The 16,230-nt window shown below is 66.7% G+C and carries 13 protein-coding genes; 2 read left to right on the top strand and 11 right to left on the bottom strand.

Annotated elements, in window-relative coordinates; all coding sequences use genetic code 11:
* Window positions 1-12: 12 nt before the first annotated feature.
* Window positions 13-1,524: an IMP dehydrogenase gene (guaB, locus tag NG698_RS06740; RefSeq protein WP_104062565.1), complete on the bottom strand. Its 1,512-nt coding sequence runs from the start codon at window positions 1,522-1,524 to the stop codon at window positions 13-15.
* A gap of 222 nt (window positions 1,525-1,746) precedes the next feature.
* On the bottom strand, window positions 1,747-3,789 hold the full coding sequence (locus NG698_RS06735; protein WP_252609082.1) for an acyltransferase family protein: 2,043 nt from the start codon (window positions 3,787-3,789) through the stop codon (window positions 1,747-1,749).
* 176 nt (window positions 3,790-3,965) lie between these two features.
* On the opposite strand from NG698_RS06735, the gene NG698_RS06730 reads away from it, so the two are divergent.
* Window positions 3,966-4,934: a DUF389 domain-containing protein gene (locus NG698_RS06730; RefSeq protein WP_252608949.1), complete on the top strand. Its 969-nt coding sequence runs from the start codon at window positions 3,966-3,968 to the stop codon at window positions 4,932-4,934.
* On the opposite strand, the gene NG698_RS06725 is transcribed toward NG698_RS06730, so the two are convergent.
* The 7 genes from NG698_RS06725 to NG698_RS06695 form a co-directional block, all read right to left on the bottom strand.
* Entirely contained in the window at window positions 4,903-6,009 is a 1,107-nt protein-coding gene (locus NG698_RS06725) for a flavin-containing monooxygenase (protein WP_252608947.1), read from the bottom strand. The genes NG698_RS06730 and NG698_RS06725 overlap by 32 nt on opposite strands.
* Window positions 6,006-6,344, bottom strand: coding sequence for a hypothetical protein (locus NG698_RS06720; RefSeq protein WP_252608945.1), 339 nt, complete (start codon window positions 6,342-6,344; stop codon window positions 6,006-6,008). The genes NG698_RS06725 and NG698_RS06720 overlap by 4 nt, the downstream gene beginning before the upstream one ends.
* 80 nt (window positions 6,345-6,424) lie before the next feature.
* Window positions 6,425-8,077, bottom strand: coding sequence for a helix-turn-helix transcriptional regulator (locus NG698_RS06715; RefSeq protein ID WP_252608943.1), 1,653 nt, complete (start codon window positions 8,075-8,077; stop codon window positions 6,425-6,427).
* A gap of 101 nt (window positions 8,078-8,178) precedes the next feature.
* On the bottom strand, window positions 8,179-9,702 hold the full coding sequence (locus tag NG698_RS06710) for an ATP-dependent DNA ligase (protein WP_252608941.1): 1,524 nt from the start codon (window positions 9,700-9,702) through the stop codon (window positions 8,179-8,181).
* 184 nt (window positions 9,703-9,886) lie between these two features.
* Window positions 9,887-11,497 (bottom strand): chaperonin GroEL, encoded by a 1,611-nt coding sequence (gene groL / locus NG698_RS06705; protein WP_058931792.1) that lies wholly within the window; start codon window positions 11,495-11,497, stop codon window positions 9,887-9,889.
* 77 nt (window positions 11,498-11,574) lie between these two features.
* Entirely contained in the window at window positions 11,575-11,871 is a 297-nt protein-coding gene (gene groES, locus NG698_RS06700; RefSeq protein ID WP_018773735.1) for a co-chaperone GroES, read from the bottom strand.
* Between the two features lie 209 nt (window positions 11,872-12,080).
* A complete protein-coding gene (locus NG698_RS06695; RefSeq protein WP_252598349.1) occupies window positions 12,081-12,464 on the bottom strand; it encodes a hypothetical protein in 384 nt (127 codons plus the stop codon).
* A gap of 55 nt (window positions 12,465-12,519) precedes the next feature.
* Here NG698_RS06695 and NG698_RS06690 point away from each other — a divergent pair, with 55 nt between their 5' ends.
* Entirely contained in the window at window positions 12,520-13,761 is a 1,242-nt protein-coding gene (locus NG698_RS06690) for a class I SAM-dependent methyltransferase (protein WP_252598350.1), read from the top strand.
* Between the two features lie 10 nt (window positions 13,762-13,771).
* Here NG698_RS06690 and NG698_RS06685 read toward each other — a convergent pair whose 3' ends face one another.
* Both NG698_RS06685 and NG698_RS06680 read right to left on the bottom strand, forming a co-directional pair.
* Entirely contained in the window at window positions 13,772-14,590 is an 819-nt protein-coding gene (locus tag NG698_RS06685; protein ID WP_308216144.1) for a shikimate 5-dehydrogenase, read from the bottom strand.
* Window positions 14,591-14,691: 101 nt separating this feature from the next.
* Complete coding sequence (locus tag NG698_RS06680) at window positions 14,692-16,143, bottom strand: glycoside hydrolase family 3 N-terminal domain-containing protein (RefSeq protein ID WP_252609081.1); 1,452 nt, start codon at window positions 16,141-16,143, stop codon at window positions 14,692-14,694.
* Window positions 16,144-16,230 lie beyond the last annotated feature (87 nt).

The following is a 16,230-nucleotide window of genomic DNA, read 5'->3' as shown; positions in this document are numbered from 1 at the left end:
AACCGCCGGGAATTAGCGCGAACCGTAGTTCGGCGCCTCCACGGTCATCTGGATGTCGTGCGGGTGCGATTCCTTGAGGCCGGCCGGGGTGATGCGGACGAACTTGCCGCGGACCTTGAGCTCCGGGATGGTGGGCGCACCGGTGTAGAACATGGTCTGGCGGAGGCCGCCCACCAGCTGGTACGCCACCGAGGCGAGCGGGCCGCGGTAGGCGACGCGGCCTTCGATGCCCTCGGGGATGAGCTTGTCATCACCGGAGACATCTGCCTGGAAGTAACGGTCCTTTGAGTAGGAGGTGTTCTTGCCGCGGGACTGCATGGCGCCCAGCGAGCCCATGCCGCGGTAGCTCTTGAACTGCTTGCCGTTCACGAAGATGAGCTCGCCCGGGGACTCGTCGCAACCGGCCAGGAGGGAACCCAGCATGACGGTGTCGGCGCCGGCAACCAGCGCCTTGCCGATGTCGCCCGAGTACTGCAGGCCGCCGTCGGCGATCAACGGAACGCCGGCCGGGATGGCTGCCTTGGCGGACTCGTAAATGGCGGTGATCTGCGGGACGCCCACGCCGGCCACCACGCGGGTGGTGCAGATGGAGCCGGGGCCCACGCCCACCTTGATGCCGTCGGCACCGGCGTCGATCAGGGCCTGGGCACCTTCGCGGGTGGCAGCCTGGCCGCCGATGATGTCCACGTGCGCTGCTACGGGATCGGACTTCAGGCGGCGGATCATGTCCAGCACACCCTGGGAGTGGCCGTTGGCCGTGTCAACGAACAGTGCATCGACTCCGGCGTCGACCAGTGCCATGGCGCGTTCCCAGCCGTCACCGAAGAAGCCGATGGCGGCACCGACGCGGAGCCGGCCCTCATCGTCCTTGGTGGCCAGCGGGTACTGCTCGGCCTTGGTGAAGTCCTTGGTGGTGATGAGGCCCTTGAGCCGGCCCTGCTCGTCAACGAGCGGAAGCTTTTCGATCTTGTTCGTGGCCAGCTTGTGGGAGGCTTCCTCACGGCTGATGCCTACGTGCCCGGTGATCAGCGGCATCTTGGTCATCACGTCGCTGACCAGCCGCAGCGGGAAGTCGGCTTCGGGCACAAAGCGGGTGTCGCGGTTGGTGACAATACCGAGGAGCCGCATGCCCTCGTCCACCACGGGGAGGCCGGAGACCCGGTACTGCGAGCAGATCTCGTCCAGTTCGGCCAGCGTGGCCTCGGGGCCGATGGTCAGCGGGTTGGTGATCATCCCGGATTCGCTGCGCTTCACGCGGTCCACCTGGTCGGCCTGGTCCTGGATGGACAGGTTGCGGTGGATGACGCCCAGGCCGCCCTGGCGAGCCATGGCAATGGCCATCCGAGATTCGGTGACCGTGTCCATGGCGGCGGACAGCAGCGGTGTGTGAACGGTGATCCGCTTGGAAATCCGCGAAGACGTGTCAGCCTCAGACGGGATGACGTCCGTGTGGCCCGGAAGGAGCAGGACGTCGTCGTAGGTCAGGCCGATAAAGCCGAAAGGATTGTGCTCGGGCTGGGTCATGAGTGCGCCTCTTACCTTGGTTACGGGTTCACGGGTAGGGGTTGCAGCTAATGACCAGCCCGTCATTACGGGACTGGTCCGTGCAGGGCCTTAGTACATTCGGGTGCCTCATGCGCGGTCACCGCGCAGAAAGCTTTGAGTAAATATTAGAACCTCCACGCCGATCCCCCTATTCCGGGAGCACATTGTGAGCAACGGCACCCAATAACCGAAAGCCGCGTGTCAGTTCCAGCCCGTCGCCGCCAGCAGCCGCTCCTCAAACATGGGAATCATGCTTTCCACATACGTCCGGCTCAGGTGGTTGTCGTCCTTGTACACGTAGACGTTGCCTACCACGGCCGGGCAGATACCGCCGGCGCAGATGAAATCGCTCAGGTCCATCAGGTGCAGCCCGTCCACCTTCCCGCGGTAACTCTCCAGCGGCGAGGGCTCCACCAGGGATTCGTTCAGCGGCGGGTTGCACGCCGGGGCGTCCGCACTGTGGCGCTGGACGCACTCGGGCATGTTGATGGTGAAGCGCGGGTTGTCCCGGATGCCGACGATCTCGATGCCGGCATCCGCGATGGACTGGATGCCTTCGAGGTACGCCGGCACCTCGGTCTCGAACGGGGCTTCCTCATGGGTCAGGGTGGCCACGGTAAAGACGGCATCCGGCCGGTGCTCCAGCACGTACGCTGCGCTGGCCCGGTTGTAGGCGTTGCACTCGGCGTTCCGGGTCTCGGATTCGGCCCCGAAACGGCATGCCGGCATCAGCAGGGTGACCAGCTCCCAGCCGCGGGCTTCCGCGATGGGAGCCAGTGCGGCCAGATACTGCTGGGCATGGGAGTCACCCAGGACAACGATCCGTTTGGTGGGTTCGCCTTCGGGGAGCGCCTGCCGGCAGCCTTCAAGAACAGGGTCCCCCGTGGCATTCGCTCCCGTACAGGCCTGGTGGATTCCGGCCCAGTCGTTGTCCAGGGCGGTGGGCCCAGGAATGATCCTGCCCTGCGGTGCCGGTGCTCCGGCGTTACCGGGGGTCAGCAGGGCCGCTCCCGGCGTCAGCTCGCGGGGCTGGGCGGCGGTGGCGGCTTCCTCCGCGGTGAGGCTCGTCTGCCAGACCGCCACGGGTCCGGCCAGCAGGACACAGCAGGAAACCACGACGACGGCGGTGCGCCAGGTGCGCACCTGCGGCCAGCGCCACTCCCGGAGGGGTTTTTCCACAAAGCGGGTGGTGAGGACGGCCAGGACCACCGAGGCGGCGATGATCGCGGCGCCCTGGATGAGGTTGGGGGCCTCAACGCCGGTAGCGGCCAGCGCAAGCACCAGGACGGGCCAGTGCCACAAATAGAGGGCGTAGGAGTTGTCACCCAGGGAAACCAGCGGCTTCCAGCCCAGGAGGCGGTCCACACCAAACCGGCTCCCGCTCTGCCCGGCCACAATGATCGCGGCTGCGGCCAGCGTGGGCCACAGTGCCACGAATCCGGGGAACGCCCGGTCCACGGTCAGCAGCAAACCACAGGAGACCATGGCCACCAGGCCGGCCCAGCCGAGCACGACACGCAGGAGTTTTCCGGGTTTCAGGTACGGCAGGGCAAGGGCCAGCAGCGAGCCCAGCGCAAATTCCCAGAGCCGCGTCCGGGTGTCGAAGTAGGCGTAGGCCTGGTTTGTGGCCGTCTGGTCAATCGAGAACGCGAGCGAGGCAACGAGGACGCCGGCGAACGCGGCTGCCACCACGGCGCGGTAGCTGGCGTTGTACCGGTGCCGGAGGAGCCGCCACACAACAGCGGAAGCGGCGAAGACGAGAGGCCACAGGATAAAGACCTGTCCTTGGATGGACAGGGACCAGAAGTGCTGCAGGGGGCTGGCCGCGGCATGCTGCTGGGCGTAGTAATCCACGGCGGTATCCGCCAGCAGCCAGTTCTGCCGGTACAGCAATGCCGCCCAGGCCTGGTCCAGGATGACGGGCCAGCGGCCTTGCGGGAGGACCAGCCAGGTGCCTGCCAGGACCCCGAGGATCACCACGACGGCGGCCGGCAGCAGCCGCTTGAAGAGGTGCAGCCAGTGCCGGAGGAGATTGAGGGAGGTGCCGGCCTCCACCTTCCGGACGAAGGACAGCGTCAGCAGGAAGGCCGAGATCAGGAGGAAGATATCCACCCCGCCGGACACCCGGCCAAGCCACACATGGTAGGTCACCACCATCAGGACGGCGAGCGCGCGGAGGCCTTGGACTTCGGGACGGAAGGTCGGTTTCCGGGCAGGCTTCCGCTCGCCGGTTTTTGCGTCCAGCGCAGTGCGCGGAGCAGCCTCGGCTGGTGCACTGGACACAGAGGACCTCTCCAAGCGGGTAAGCAAAGCATCAAGCCTACGGAGCCGCGCGGCCGATGGCCAATCAACGGCCGCCTTCGAGCCCCTCGGAGAGCGCCACAAACTATGCTGGCCACAGGCCAGCGAAGGGAGACCAAGTGATTGTGCAGCTGCGGATCTGTGTGCCCAGTGAACTGTCGGCAGTGACGCTGGACGCTTGCAAGGAGCACACGGGAACCGCCGAGGTAGCGCTCTTTCCGGGAGCATCCGTGTCGCCGCAGGGCGATGTCATCGAAGTCCAGGTTGCCAGGGAAGCGGTGGAGGAACTGCTTGAAAAACTCCACGTCCTGAAGGCGCAGGAGGTGGGATCCATTGCCATCTCCATGCCGGAACTCGTCCTGTCCCGGCGCGCGGACAAAGCGGAGGCGTCTGCCCCCGGAGACGGCGCAGACGCCTTGATCTGGGACGAGGTCACCCGCCAGACGGGCGAGGACTCCCGGCTCACGTGGAGCTACCTTGCCTTCCTGATACTGGCCACGCAGCTCGCCGCCATCGGCATCGTGACGAATTCCACCATTGCCATCGTGGGGGCGATGGCCGTGGGGCCGGAGTTCGGCCCCCTGGCGGCGCTGGCAGTGGCCTTGGCCCGGCGCCAGTGGGCACTCGGCCGGCGTGCTGCCCTGGCGCTTGGTGTGGGATTCCCGCTGGCCATGCTGCTGGCGGCCTTGACCACGTGGGTCTCCGCGGCACTGGGCCTCTTCGCGGACAACACCCTGGACACAGGGTCTGCGGTGGAGTTCATTTACCACCCGGGACCCTATTCCCTGATCGTGGCCGTTCTGGCCGGCACGGCGGGCATGCTGTCCGTCATCAGCCGGCGGTCAGCGGCACTCATCGGTGTCTTCATCTCCGTGACCACAGTTCCTGCTGCCGGGTTTGTGGCCGTAGCACTCGTGCTGGGCGAGTTTGAGAAAGCAACGGGGTCGGCCCTGCAGCTGGCGCTCAACCTGATGGGCATCGTGGCGGCGGCAGTTCTGGTGCTGTTCTTCTACCGGCTGGTTTCCCGGCGCTTGCCCGAAGCCGCCGCCCGGCGCCTCAGATGGCAGCTGACGCGGACTCGCGGGTGACCGGAACCGGGATCCGGCCCGCCAGATAGCGCGCATCACGGCATGCCCCGGGCAGCGTTGCCGACGCCGCCGCGTACATAAATTCCTGGCCCAGGAAGAACAGCCCAGGGGTATCCAGTGCCACGCCGCGCCGCTGCCTGGGCAGCGCGCCGCCGTCGAGCATTACCGGATCCATCCAGCCGAAGTCATCCCGGAACCCGGTGCACCAGATTACGTTTGAAACCTCCAGCCGGGTCCCGTCCGCGACCACCGGCAGCCCATTCTCCACCCCGGCAATCCGCGGCACGCGCCTGACGCCAGCGGCGGCCAGGTCTTTGGACTTTGTCCTGATCAGGGGCGCCGCGTGGGCTGTGAAGGCCGGTGCAGCTTTGCGGCCGATCGGGTTGTTGAGGGTGAGGACGTGGAGTCCGACGAACCGCACCACGGGCAGGAAGTACCGTGCCGCCGTCGGGCCGTGCTTGACGGGAATCTCACCGCCGGGCTTGCCGGCCACGATGGTGGGATGCGTCCGGGACACTTCAAGGCCAATCTCCGCTCCCGAGTTCCCCAGCCCTACTACCAGGACGGGGCCCTCCTGCAGCTGCCCCAGGTTGCGGTATTCACTGGAATGAAACTGGACGACGGCGGCGTTCAGTTCCGCAGCGAAGTCCGGTAGCTTCGGCGCTTGGCTGCAGCCGGTGGCCACCACCACGTTGTGCGCCTCCCAGCGCCGGCCGTTGGAAGCGGCGACAAACCGGTTCCCGTCCCGCCACAGGTGTTCGATCCGCACACTGTTGAGGACGGGCAGGCCGAACTTTTCGGCGTAGCCCTCAAGGTATCCGGCAACGTCATCCTTGCTGGGGAAGGACAGCGGGTCCGCCGGGAACGGCATTCCCGGCAGTCCGTCGTATTTTGCGGGCGTAAAAACCCGCAGCGAATCCCACCGCTGGCGCCAGGCGTCGCCGGTTCTTGGATGTGCGTCCAGGATGAGGAACGTGCGGTTTTGCTGTTTCAGGTAGTGGCCAAGGGCTAGGCCTGCTTGCCCGCCACCGATGATCAGGGTGTCCAGCGTGCCGGTCACGCCGTTGTTGTTCATGGCTGCTCTCCTTTGGTATCCGAGGTGATGGTGATGGCTGAACCTTCCGGGGGCTGGTCCGCCCGGCTGTCCTGTCCGTCGTCCCGGTACCGGAGCCACCATGCCAGCATCAGCGCGGATGCCAGGAGGTAGGCCAGGTGCAGGGCCCAGATGGGTCCGGCAGGGAGGTTGAAAACGTACACGGTGTGGACCGCGTTGGCCACGTTGGTTAGCATCAGGTTGCTGAGGCTGTAGGAAGCCAGGTCCTTGGTCCGTGCCGCTTTGACCAGCATCGGCAGCATTCCCACGGCGAACAGCACGGTGGAAAGTGTGCCGGCAAGTACTGGAAGGTTCATGCTTTGAGGCTATGGCCGTGCCCTTGCCGGCCGCGTCGGCCAAAATATGCAACTTTCATGCACGATGGGGCTGGGTATTTCTATGTAGTCAGTCCGTTTTCATAGGCATAGCTGGTGGCGGCTGCCCGGGACGTCAGGCCCAGTTTCAGGAAGATGTTGCTGATATGCCGCGCCACGGTCTTTTCGCTCAGGTACAGCTCGCCGGCGATGGCCCGGTTGCCCTTTCCGGTTGCCACCAGCTGAAGGACTTCAAGCTCGCGGCGGGTGAGGAGACCAGCCGTGCCTGGCGTGGCCCCGCTACCCAACATGCCTTCGTGCAGCAGGGATGCCGCCCACGTTGCCGCCGGCGCCGCGCCCAGGTCCAGGAGCGAAGCCTGGGCCGCCTCCAGGTACATCAGCGCCGAGGCTTCATCGCCAAGTGCGCGGCAGGCGCTGCCGGCCAACGCCTCGCAGCGCGCCGCTTCGTACGGGACACCGAGCTCCTGCCACAGTCTCCACGCCTCCCGGAGCGGTTTCAGGGCAGCGGAGGGATCGCCGCCGGCCAGTCGGACCGCGCCGTCCGCTTGGCCGGCAACGGCCCGGATCATGGGCATAGGGTATTCGTGGGCCAGGGCTTCCAGCTCCTGAAAACCTCGCCGCGCCGCTGCCACGTCGGAGGCGGCCAGCTCGATCTCCACCAGTGCCGGCAACATGTTCCGGCGGGTAGCGAGGTCTACCGCGCCAGCTGCCCTCCGGATCATCGCTTGTGCCTGCTGCGCATCACCGCGGGCCAGCCAGACCAGAGCGAGGCCAGGCTGTGGCTCATAGCCAGATCGGGCCGCCTGCCGGTAGGAAGCTTCGGCGTCGTCCAGTTTTCCACCCAGCCGTTCCACCTCCCCCTGCTGGTAGTAGCCTCCGTAAAGCGCCTGGGGATCACCCCTTACGGCAAGTCCCTGGGCAGCCGCAGCCGCCATCAGTGCCTCGGCCCAGGCCCCATGGAGCATGAAGAGTTCGGCGCGGTGCGACTGGCACTGGCCGCTGAAGGACACCATGTCAGGGCGTGCACGGCACCAGCGATCCAGGGCAGCCGTCCATTCCAAGGCCCTCTCCAGATCGAAGACCAGGTGGCAGTTGCCGATGACTGCGCAGTAGATAATCCCCGACGGGATCGGGGAGAGTTCACCTGCCGTGACGGCCACCATGACCTCGTCGAACATCTTGAGTCCCTTCTCAGGGTGACCAAGCATCAGCGTGGCCTGGCCTGTGCCGAGGAGGCCCAGCGCGGACAGGTCCTTGTCGTGGAACCGCTGGCCGAATTCGGCAACGCGGGAGAAAACCTGCAAGGCGCCCGCCGGATCACCGCCGTAAAGTTTGCCCAGGCCCATCGGCACAAGCAGCAGGCCCTGGACTGCGCTGGGCTCGGCCAGTTCATCCACGAGCCGCTGGCCGCGGGCAAACCACCCTCCGGCCCGAGCCTGCTCCCCAAGGAACATCAGTTGCATGCCCATCCAGCCCGCGCACCGTGCGGCACTCTCGGCGTCGCCCATCACAAGGTACTCCTCGTGAGAACGGGTGAGGGTCTCCAGTCCTGTGGTGCTTTCCCCGGTCAGGATCTCGGCCGTAGCCAGCCGTTCGAGGTCGGCAGCCGGCAACCCGCCACGCTTATCGGCTTCACGGAAAGTCTGATATGCCTCGGTCCAGCGATGTTTCTGGAAGGCTGACCTGCCCTGGTCAATGCCTGTTTCAGCTGACATCTGGCCCCTTTCGGACACCAACCGCCCAACCTGTTGGCCCGCGCACGCTGGGTGCGGCGGTACTTAAGCGCCACGGTACGCCTGGTGGAGAAGCGGCACAACTACGAACGCAGCAGCGCGCGCAGCGTCTGAATGGTGTCGGCCTCCGCCGCCGTCTTATCGTCGCGGTAGCGCTTGACGCGTGCGAATCGCAGCGCGATTCCGCCCGGATAGCGCGAGGAACGCTGCACGCCATCGATCGCGACCTCGACCACGGTGACTGGCTCGATCCAGACTGTGCCCGCCGTGCGCCGCACCTCGAGCTCCTGGAAGATCTCGGTCTGCCAGCGCAGCATCGCGTCGGTTAGGCCCTTGAATGTCTTGCCCACCATCACGTTGCCGCCGGGTTCGCCGAACTCGCCGGCCGGGTCGAGGGCTCCGAGGTGCAGGTTCGACAGCAGCCCTGTCCGCCGGCCTGACCCCCACTCGCAGGCGAGCACCACCAGGTCGTACGTGAGCACCGGCTTCACCTTGATCCAGTTGGAGCCACGCCGCCCGGCCGCGTAGGCCGATCCGACCGCCTTCACCACCACGCCCTCGTGGCCCGCGGCGAGCGCATCACGCGACACTCTCTCGGCAACGGCCGCGTCCGCCGTGATCTCCCCCAGGATCCGGTGCTCAGGGGCGATGCGCTCCAGCACGCCGAGGCGCGTCGCCAGCGGTTCGTCGAGCAGGTCGCGCCCGTCGATGTGCAACACGTCGAAGAACCAGGGATGCAGCACCGTGGCGCGCGCCGCATCCGCCCCGAACCGCGACATGGTCTCCTGGAACGGTCGCGGGCCGCCGGCCTCGTCGAGGGCGAGGGTCTCGCCGTCGAGGATCACATCGCGCACCGGCAGCCCTCGCACCACCTCCACCACCTCGGGCAGCCGGTGGGTCACGTCGGCCAGGGTGCGGGTGTAGATGCGAACTTCGTCGCCGACGCGATGCACCTGGATGCGCGCTCCGTCGAGCTTGTATTCCACGGATGCTTCCCCCGTCACCTCCAGCGCCACGCTGGCACTGGCCGCGGTTGCGGCGAGCATGGGCTGCACGGGACGGCCGACGACGAGGCCGACGGCGTCGAGCTCGGCCGCCGTTCCCGTGATCGCAAGCAGGGCGGTCCCGCCGAGATCGCCGGAGAGCATCGCCGCGCGGCGTACGGCGTCGACGGGCCGGTCGGCGGCGCGGGCAACGGCATCCGTCAGCACCCCCTCGAGCGCGCCGGTTCGCAGTTCGCCGAGCAGCACGCCGGCGATGAAGGCCTGCTCGCGCTCGGTGGCTGCCGCTGTGAGCATCCGGAGGGTCGCGGCGCGCTCCGCGGCTGATCCAGCGCCTGCGGTGACAAGCAGCCGGTCCAGCGCAGCGTCGAGGTCGGCGACGGTCAGGCTCGGTTCGGCGGCCGGCTCCCCCATGGCTGCTGTCATACCGCGCCAGCCGATCCCAACACGGCCCTGCCGCGGCTTGGCGATGAGCAAGCCGACGGCGGCCGCGATGTCCACGGGCTCGAGCCGGCGCAGCAGGTCGGCCAGTGCGTCGATCTTCGCGAGTCGGGAGCGGGTCGACGCGACGGCATCCGTGGTTTTCACGAGCTCGTCTAGCAGCATGGCATCAGTCTGCCACGCCCGCCGACGCCGGGCGCGTAGGCGGGAAAAGCGGGCCGCGAGTGGTTTGTGGCACAAAAAACCGGCCCAGCCGAAGCTGGACCGGTTCTTGTGCGGAGACGGTGAGTGGGCCCACGCCGTCAGGGTTCCCTGACCGAGCGAAGCGAGGTGAGGGAGACGGTGGGGATTAGTGGCTGTGGCCTGCGTGCTCGTCTTCGTTAGCGGGCTTCTCCACTACGAGGGTCTCGGTGGTGAGAACCAGCGCAGCGATGGATGCCGCGTTGCGCAGGGCTGCACGGGTGACCTTGACCGGGTCGATGACACCGGCGGCGATCAAGTCCTCGTACTCGCCCGTCTTGGCGTTGAAGCCGTTGTTGGTTTCGAGCTCGGCAACCTTGGCGGTGACAACGTAGCCGTCGAAACCGGCGTTCTGGGCGATCCAGCGAAGCGGCTGGACCAGCGCGCGGCGGACGATGCCCACAGCAGCGGCGGCGTCGCCTTCGAGTGCCTTGACTGCAGGGTCCTCGTCGAGGGCCTTCAGTGCGTGGATCAGCGCGGAACCGCCACCGGCCACGATGCCCTCTTCGAGGGCGGCGCGGGTGGAGGACACTGCATCTTCGATGCGGTGCTTCTTTTCCTTCAGCTCAACTTCGGTGGCTGCGCCGACCTTGATGACACCGATGCCGCCGGCCAGCTTGGCCAGGCGCTCCTGGAGCTTTTCGCGGTCCCAGTCGGAGTCGGTGCGGGTCAGCTCGGCGCGCAGCTGGGAAACCCGGGCTGCGACGTCTTCTGCGGAACCGGCGCCGTCAACGATGGTGGTGTTGTCCTTGGTGACCGTGATGCGGCGGGCAGTACCCAGCACCTCAAGGCCAACCGAATCCAGGCTGAGGCCCAGTTCCGCGGAGATGACCTGCGCACCGGTGAGGGTGGCGATGTCCTGCAGCATGGCCTTGCGGCGGTCGCCGAAGCCCGGAGCCTTGACGGCAACAACGTTCAGCGTGCCGCGGATGCGGTTGACGATCAGCGTGGACAGGGCCTCGCCCTCAACGTCTTCCGCAATGATGAAGAGCGGCTTGGAGCTCTGCAGCGCCTTCTCCAGCAGCGGCAGGAAGTCCTGCACGGAGGAGATCTTGCCCTGGTTGATCAGGATAAGGGCGTCTTCGAGGACGGCTTCCTGGCGTTCGGAGTCGGTCACGAAGTACGGGGACAGGTAGCCCTTGTCGAACTGCATGCCCTCGGTGAGGACCAGCTCGGTCTGCGTGGTGGAGGACTCCTCGATGGTGATCACACCATCCTTGCCGACCTTGCCGAATGCCTCGGCGAGGAGCTCGCCGATTTCGTCGCTCTGGGCCGAGATTGCTGCCACGCTGGCAACCTGCGTGCCTTCAACCGGGCGTGCGTTCTCGAGCAGGCGGGCTGCAATGGCTTCTACGGAAACCTCGATGCCACGCTTAATCTGGCCCGGAGCGGCGCCCGCCGCAACGTTGCGCAGGCCTTCCTTGACCAGGGCCTGGGCGAGCACGGTGGCCGTGGTGGTGCCGTCGCCGGCAACATCGTTGGTCTTCGTGGCTACTTCCTTGGCCAGCTGCGCGCCAAGGTTTTCATACGGGTCATCAAGCTCAATTTCGCGGGCGATGGTGACGCCGTCATTGGTGATGGTGGGTGCCCCCCACTTTTTGTCGAGGACAACGTTGCGGCCGCGGGGGCCGAGCGTCACCTTGACAGTGTTGGCGAGCTTATCGATGCCGGCTTCAAGCGACCGGCGTGCAGCGTCGTTAAACGCAAGCTGCTTTGCCATGGTTTTGTCCTTTCAAAGACAGAACCCCGCACTGTTGTTCGGTCAGGGACGGAACAGCAGTACGGGGATCCAAAGAGTTACTTTACGACGATCGCCAGAACGTCGCGGGCGGAGAGCACGAGGTACTCGGTGCCACCGGTCTTGACTTCAGTTCCGCCGTACTTGGAGTAGATAACAACGTCGCCAACGGCAACATCGATCGGAACGCGGTTGCCGTTGTCGTCAAAGCGGCCGGGGCCTACTGCAACAACTTCGCCTTCCTGCGGCTTCTCCTGTGCGGAGTCCGGGATAACCAGGCCGGAAGCCGTGGTCTGCTCGGCTTCGAGCGGGCGGACAACAATACGATCCTCAAGAGGCTTAATAGAGACCGACACTCGGACCTCTCCTTCTACGTCAGCAAATTCATGGACAGTTGAGCTGCTTCGCCGTGGCTGGCAAACCGTCGTCGCGGTGCCGGCAGCAGCCTGGCTGGCAGCTCTTCATGTGTTAGCACCCTCCTAGGGAGAGTGCTAATGATGACTCTATGTATTGGTTAGCACTCGGTCAAGGCGAGTGCCAGAATTATGTCGCTGGCGAACAGCTGTTACCGGCCGGTGAGGTCTTCGAGATCGACGTCCTCGTCGCCGTCGTCCCCTTCCTCAACGGCGCCCCGCCGCAGGTACATCACCACGGCGCCGCCCACGGCAGCCAGCAGCGAGACCACCAGCAGGATGATGCCGCCTATGCGCGCCCCGGCGTAGAGGCCGCGGATCTCCTGTGCCTCGTCCGTGGCATCCTGGATGTTCTTGCCGCCCACGGAGTAGACGGTGGCGTTGAACGTGTCCAGGAAGAGGATGATTACCAGCAGCGCGACGCAGACCACGGCCACTGCGGATCCTGCAATCAGCGCGGGGCGGGCAAACTTCACCAGGTCCGGCTCTCTTTCTTGGGGTAGTCCGGACGGCTGGGTGCCTGCGCTGTCTTCCATGCCTTTAACCCTAGCGGGAACTGGCCGCCGGGCTACCTCCACTAGGCTTGAACCCATGGCTCAAGCACCGCAGGACCAGATCGCCCCACTGCTCACGAGCGAAGGCTGGGAGCTCCTGGCGTCCCTGGGCCCGTACCGCGAGGACAAGTCCTTGGAACTCAACGCGGCCCTCCGCAAGGCCGGGCACTCCCCTGCACTGGTCTCCGCCGTCCTCACCCAGTCCCGGCTGCGCACCAAGGCGGAGCTGAAGTTCGGCGAGTTCGCCCGGAGCATGCTCTTCACGCAGGCCGGGCTGGAACAGGCCACGCGTCTCACGGTGGCCGCCAGGCATGCCGAGCGGTTTGCGCAGGCCGGTGTCCGCCACGTGGCCGATCTCGGCTGCGGCCTTGCCGCAGACTCTCTGGCCCTGGCTTCGATGGACATCACGGTCACGGCCGTGGAAATGGACGAAACCACGGCCGCCTGCGCCACGGTCAACCTGATCCCCTTCCCCAACGCCACCGTGGTGCACTCCGACGCCACCACCGTCCCGTTGGACGGGGTCGACGGCGTCTGGCTGGATCCCGCACGCCGGGTCACCTCCACCTCGGGTACCAAGAGGATCTGGGATCCTGAGGCGTTTTCACCGCCGCTGTCCTTTGTGGAATCGCTCGCCGCAACCGGGCGCGCCGTTGGCGTAAAAATGGGCCCCGGCATGCCGCACGAGTCAGTTCCCGCCGGCTGCGAAGCGCAGTGGGTATCGGTGGGCGGCGACGTCACCGAAGTGGCCCTGTGGTTCAACTCCGTGCGCCGGCCGGGAATCCGCCGCGCGGCGCTGCTGCTCGGCCCGCAGGGTGCCGCCGAGCTGACCAGCGCCGAAGACTTCGACGGCGGTCCCGCCGCGCCGGTGGGTCCGGCAGCGGGCTACCTGTATGAGCCCGATGGCGCGGTGATCCGCGCCGGCCTGGTGGCCGACGTCGCGCTTCAACTGGGCGGGCACCTGCTGGACGAGCACATCGCCTACATCTGCGCTCCGGAGCTGGTGGACACGCCGTTCGCCCGCGCCTACAAGGTCCTGGAACTGATGCCGTACAACGTCAAGGCGCTCAAGGCCTGGGTGAAGGAGAACGGCATCACGGTGCTGGACATCAAAAAGCGCGGCACCTCGGTAACCCCGGAGGAACTGCGCAAGCAGCTGTTCGCCGGAAGCAAGGTGGCCGGGAAAAAGGCCGGACAAAAAACAGCCACCCTGGTCCTGACCCGCATTGGGGAGGACCGGGTGGCCATCTCGGTGGAACCTGTCCAAACGTTGTCCTAGTGGGCGCGTCCTACTGGGCGCGCATGAAATCCTCTGCCGCCCGGACCTGCTCATCGGTGGGCCGGACACCGGTGTAGAGCACAAACTGCTCGAGCGCCTGGATGGTGGCCACTTCGGCGCCGGTGATGACCTGTTTCCCGGCGCCGCGGGCCGCCTTGATCAGCGGCGTCTCCGCGGGCAGCGCCACGACGTCGAACACCACTTTGGCTGCGGCGATCGCATCTTCCGGGTAGGACAGCGAGTCCAGTTCCGGGCCCCCTGCCATACCGATGGGGGTGACGTTGATGATCAGGTCTGCCGTGCCGCCGTCGAGCGTTGCCCGCCACTGGAACCCGTACTGCTCTGCGAGCGCCCTGCCGGTGTCTTTGTTCCGGGCGATGACGGTGACGTCCGTGAAGCCGGCGTCCCGCAGGGCAGCGACGGTGGCCTTGGCCATGCCGCCGGCGCCCTGGACCAGCACCGAGTAGTCCGTGGGCACGGCGTTGCTTGCGAGGAGCTGCTCGATGGCGGTGTAGTCGGTGTTGTAGGCCAACAGACGCCCGTCAGTGTTCACGATTGTGTTGACCGAATCGATGGCTTTAGCGGAAGGATCCAGCTCATCCACGAGGGCCATCACGTCCTCCTTGTACGGCATGGACACCGCGCAGCCGCGGATTCCCAGGCCCCTGACGCCGGCGATCGCCTGGGCCAGGTCGGTGGGGGCGAAGGCCTTGTAGATCCAGTTCAGGTGCAGCTGGTCGTAGAGGTGGTTGTGGAACCGCGTCCCGTTGTTGCTGGGCCGGGCCGACAGCGAAATACACAGGGTCATGTCTTTATTCAGAATGGGCACCTGTCCATTAAACCCGTCTCGCCCAACTAGGTAGCGCTATCTGTCGTTTTGAGGTCTCAAAACGACAGATAGCGCTACCTAGTTGGGGTGGGTACTTTTCGTTACGGGCAGCCTGTCCCGGCCGGATAGCTTCCGACGGCGGCGGGCAGCTTTCCCGGGGCAGTCGCCTTGCCTGCCAACACGGCAACAAGGGCGTCAAAGGCGCCAGGCGTGCGGCCGTACAGCGCAATCTTCACCGGGGCAGTGGAATCCTGCAGCGGCCACGGCGCATCCAGTGCCACAGCGATATCGCCCCCAACCGGCCGACCGGCGTAACCGATGAGGCTGACCAGGGGGCCCGCCCCGGTGCCGAGCCCGGCCTTCGCTGCGGCAGCCTCAAACCGCGCCCGGTCCTGCGCTGATCCTCCGGCAATCCGGATGCTTCCCTCGACGATTGGCACGCCGCAGTGTCCGGACAGCACCGTGACGGCGGCCGCGGAGACCCGGGCCGAGGTGTCGGCGCCGCTGCCGGGGGCTGCGCTGGCGGGGGCCGACCGCGCAGGCGGCGACGTGACGCGGCCGCGCCAGGTCATCATGGTGGCCACGCGGACAGCTGCTTCGTCCAGGCGGGCCGCCGGCAGTGTTCCGGCCGCGACAGCGCTAACGACGGCTGCGTGGGCCTGCCCCACGTCCGTGGGCATCAGGAGCAGGTCCGCGCCCGCGGCGAGCGCCGCCGTTGCTGCGGAGCCTCCCGGGTATTGCTGCTGGACTGCGCCCATGATGAGGGCATCGGTCACCGCCACACCCTTGAAGCCCATGCCGCGCAGCGCAGCATAGGTGGGGCCGGACAACGACGCCGGGACGCCGGGTTCCAGGGCCGGTACGGCGATGTGCCCGGTCATGACCATGGGCATACCGGCGGCGATGGCCGCCCGGAACGGCTTCCAGTCCCGGGCTTCGAGTTCCGCGATGCTCGCGGGCTGCACCGGGAGGTCCTGGTGCGAGTCAACGGTGACGGAGCCGTGGCCGGGGAAATGCTTGACGGCGGGCAGGACGCCGGCCTCCTGCATGCCCTGGGAAAACGCCACCGCCAGTGCTCCCGCCGCGTCCGGATTGCCGGACATTGACCGGGCACCGATGGTGGGATCTGCTGGGCCGATGGTCACGTCCGCATCGGGGGCGAAGTCCACCGTGAAGCCCAGCGACGCGATCTCCGCGGCCAGAGCGCGGCCGGCGTCCTTGGCGAGTGGCGCATTGCCGGCAGCCCCGTAGCTCAGGGCCGTTGGCCATTCGGTCAGGGGCGCACCCAGCCGCGCCACAATCCCGCCCTCCTGGTCCACGCCGATGAGCCCGGGCCAAGGCCTGCCGTCGGCCTTGGCGGCCTGGGCCAGCCGGGCGTTGACAACACTCATGGCAGCCGGATCCGCCTGACCGCGCGCGTCGAGCGGAATGTTGTCGCCCATAATGATGGACCCGGCCAGATGGAGGCGTTCAATGGTGCCGGCCTGGGCTTCGGCGTCGGTACCGGCGTATACCGGCATCAGCACCTGGCCGGCCTTCTCCTCGACCGACATCGCCGCCACGGCGGCCGCGGCGGCATCCTGGTCCCGCTGTTCGGGGCCCCAGCCCAGCGGCAGCAGCCCGGGGTCAGGTGAGGGAGA

The sequence above is a fragment of the Pseudarthrobacter raffinosi genome, assembly GCF_023913735.1.
GTDB lineage: Bacteria > Actinomycetota > Actinomycetes > Actinomycetales > Micrococcaceae > Arthrobacter > Arthrobacter raffinosi.
The sequence above is the reverse complement of the archived record's forward strand: the minus strand, read 5'-3'. Positions and strand labels throughout refer to the sequence as shown.

What these genes read in the sequence shown, in the direction of transcription:
- guaB (WP_104062565.1), bottom strand. Translation starts at nt 1,524, where the DNA reads ATGACCCAGCCCGAGCACAATCCTTTCGGCTTTATCGGCCTGACCTAC.
- NG698_RS06725 (WP_252608947.1), bottom strand. Translation starts at nt 6,009, where the DNA reads ATGAACAACAACGGCGTGACCGGCACGCTGGACACCCTGATCATCGGT.
- NG698_RS06720 (WP_252608945.1), bottom strand. Translation starts at nt 6,344, where the DNA reads ATGAACCTTCCAGTACTTGCCGGCACACTTTCCACCGTGCTGTTCGCC.
- NG698_RS06715 (WP_252608943.1), bottom strand. Translation starts at nt 8,077, where the DNA reads ATGTCAGCTGAAACAGGCATTGACCAGGGCAGGTCAGCCTTCCAGAAA.
- NG698_RS06710 (WP_252608941.1), bottom strand. Translation starts at nt 9,702, where the DNA reads ATGCTGCTAGACGAGCTCGTGAAAACCACGGATGCCGTCGCGTCGACC.
- groL (WP_058931792.1), bottom strand. Translation starts at nt 11,497, where the DNA reads ATGGCAAAGCAGCTTGCGTTTAACGACGCTGCACGCCGGTCGCTTGAA.
- NG698_RS06695 (WP_252598349.1), bottom strand. Translation starts at nt 12,464, where the DNA reads ATGGAAGACAGCGCAGGCACCCAGCCGTCCGGACTACCCCAAGAAAGA.
- NG698_RS06690 (WP_252598350.1), top strand. Translation starts at nt 12,520, where the DNA reads ATGGCTCAAGCACCGCAGGACCAGATCGCCCCACTGCTCACGAGCGAA.
- NG698_RS06680 (WP_252609081.1), bottom strand. Translation starts at nt 16,143, where the DNA reads ATGTCGGTCGAGGAGAAGGCCGGCCAGGTGCTGATGCCGGTATACGCC.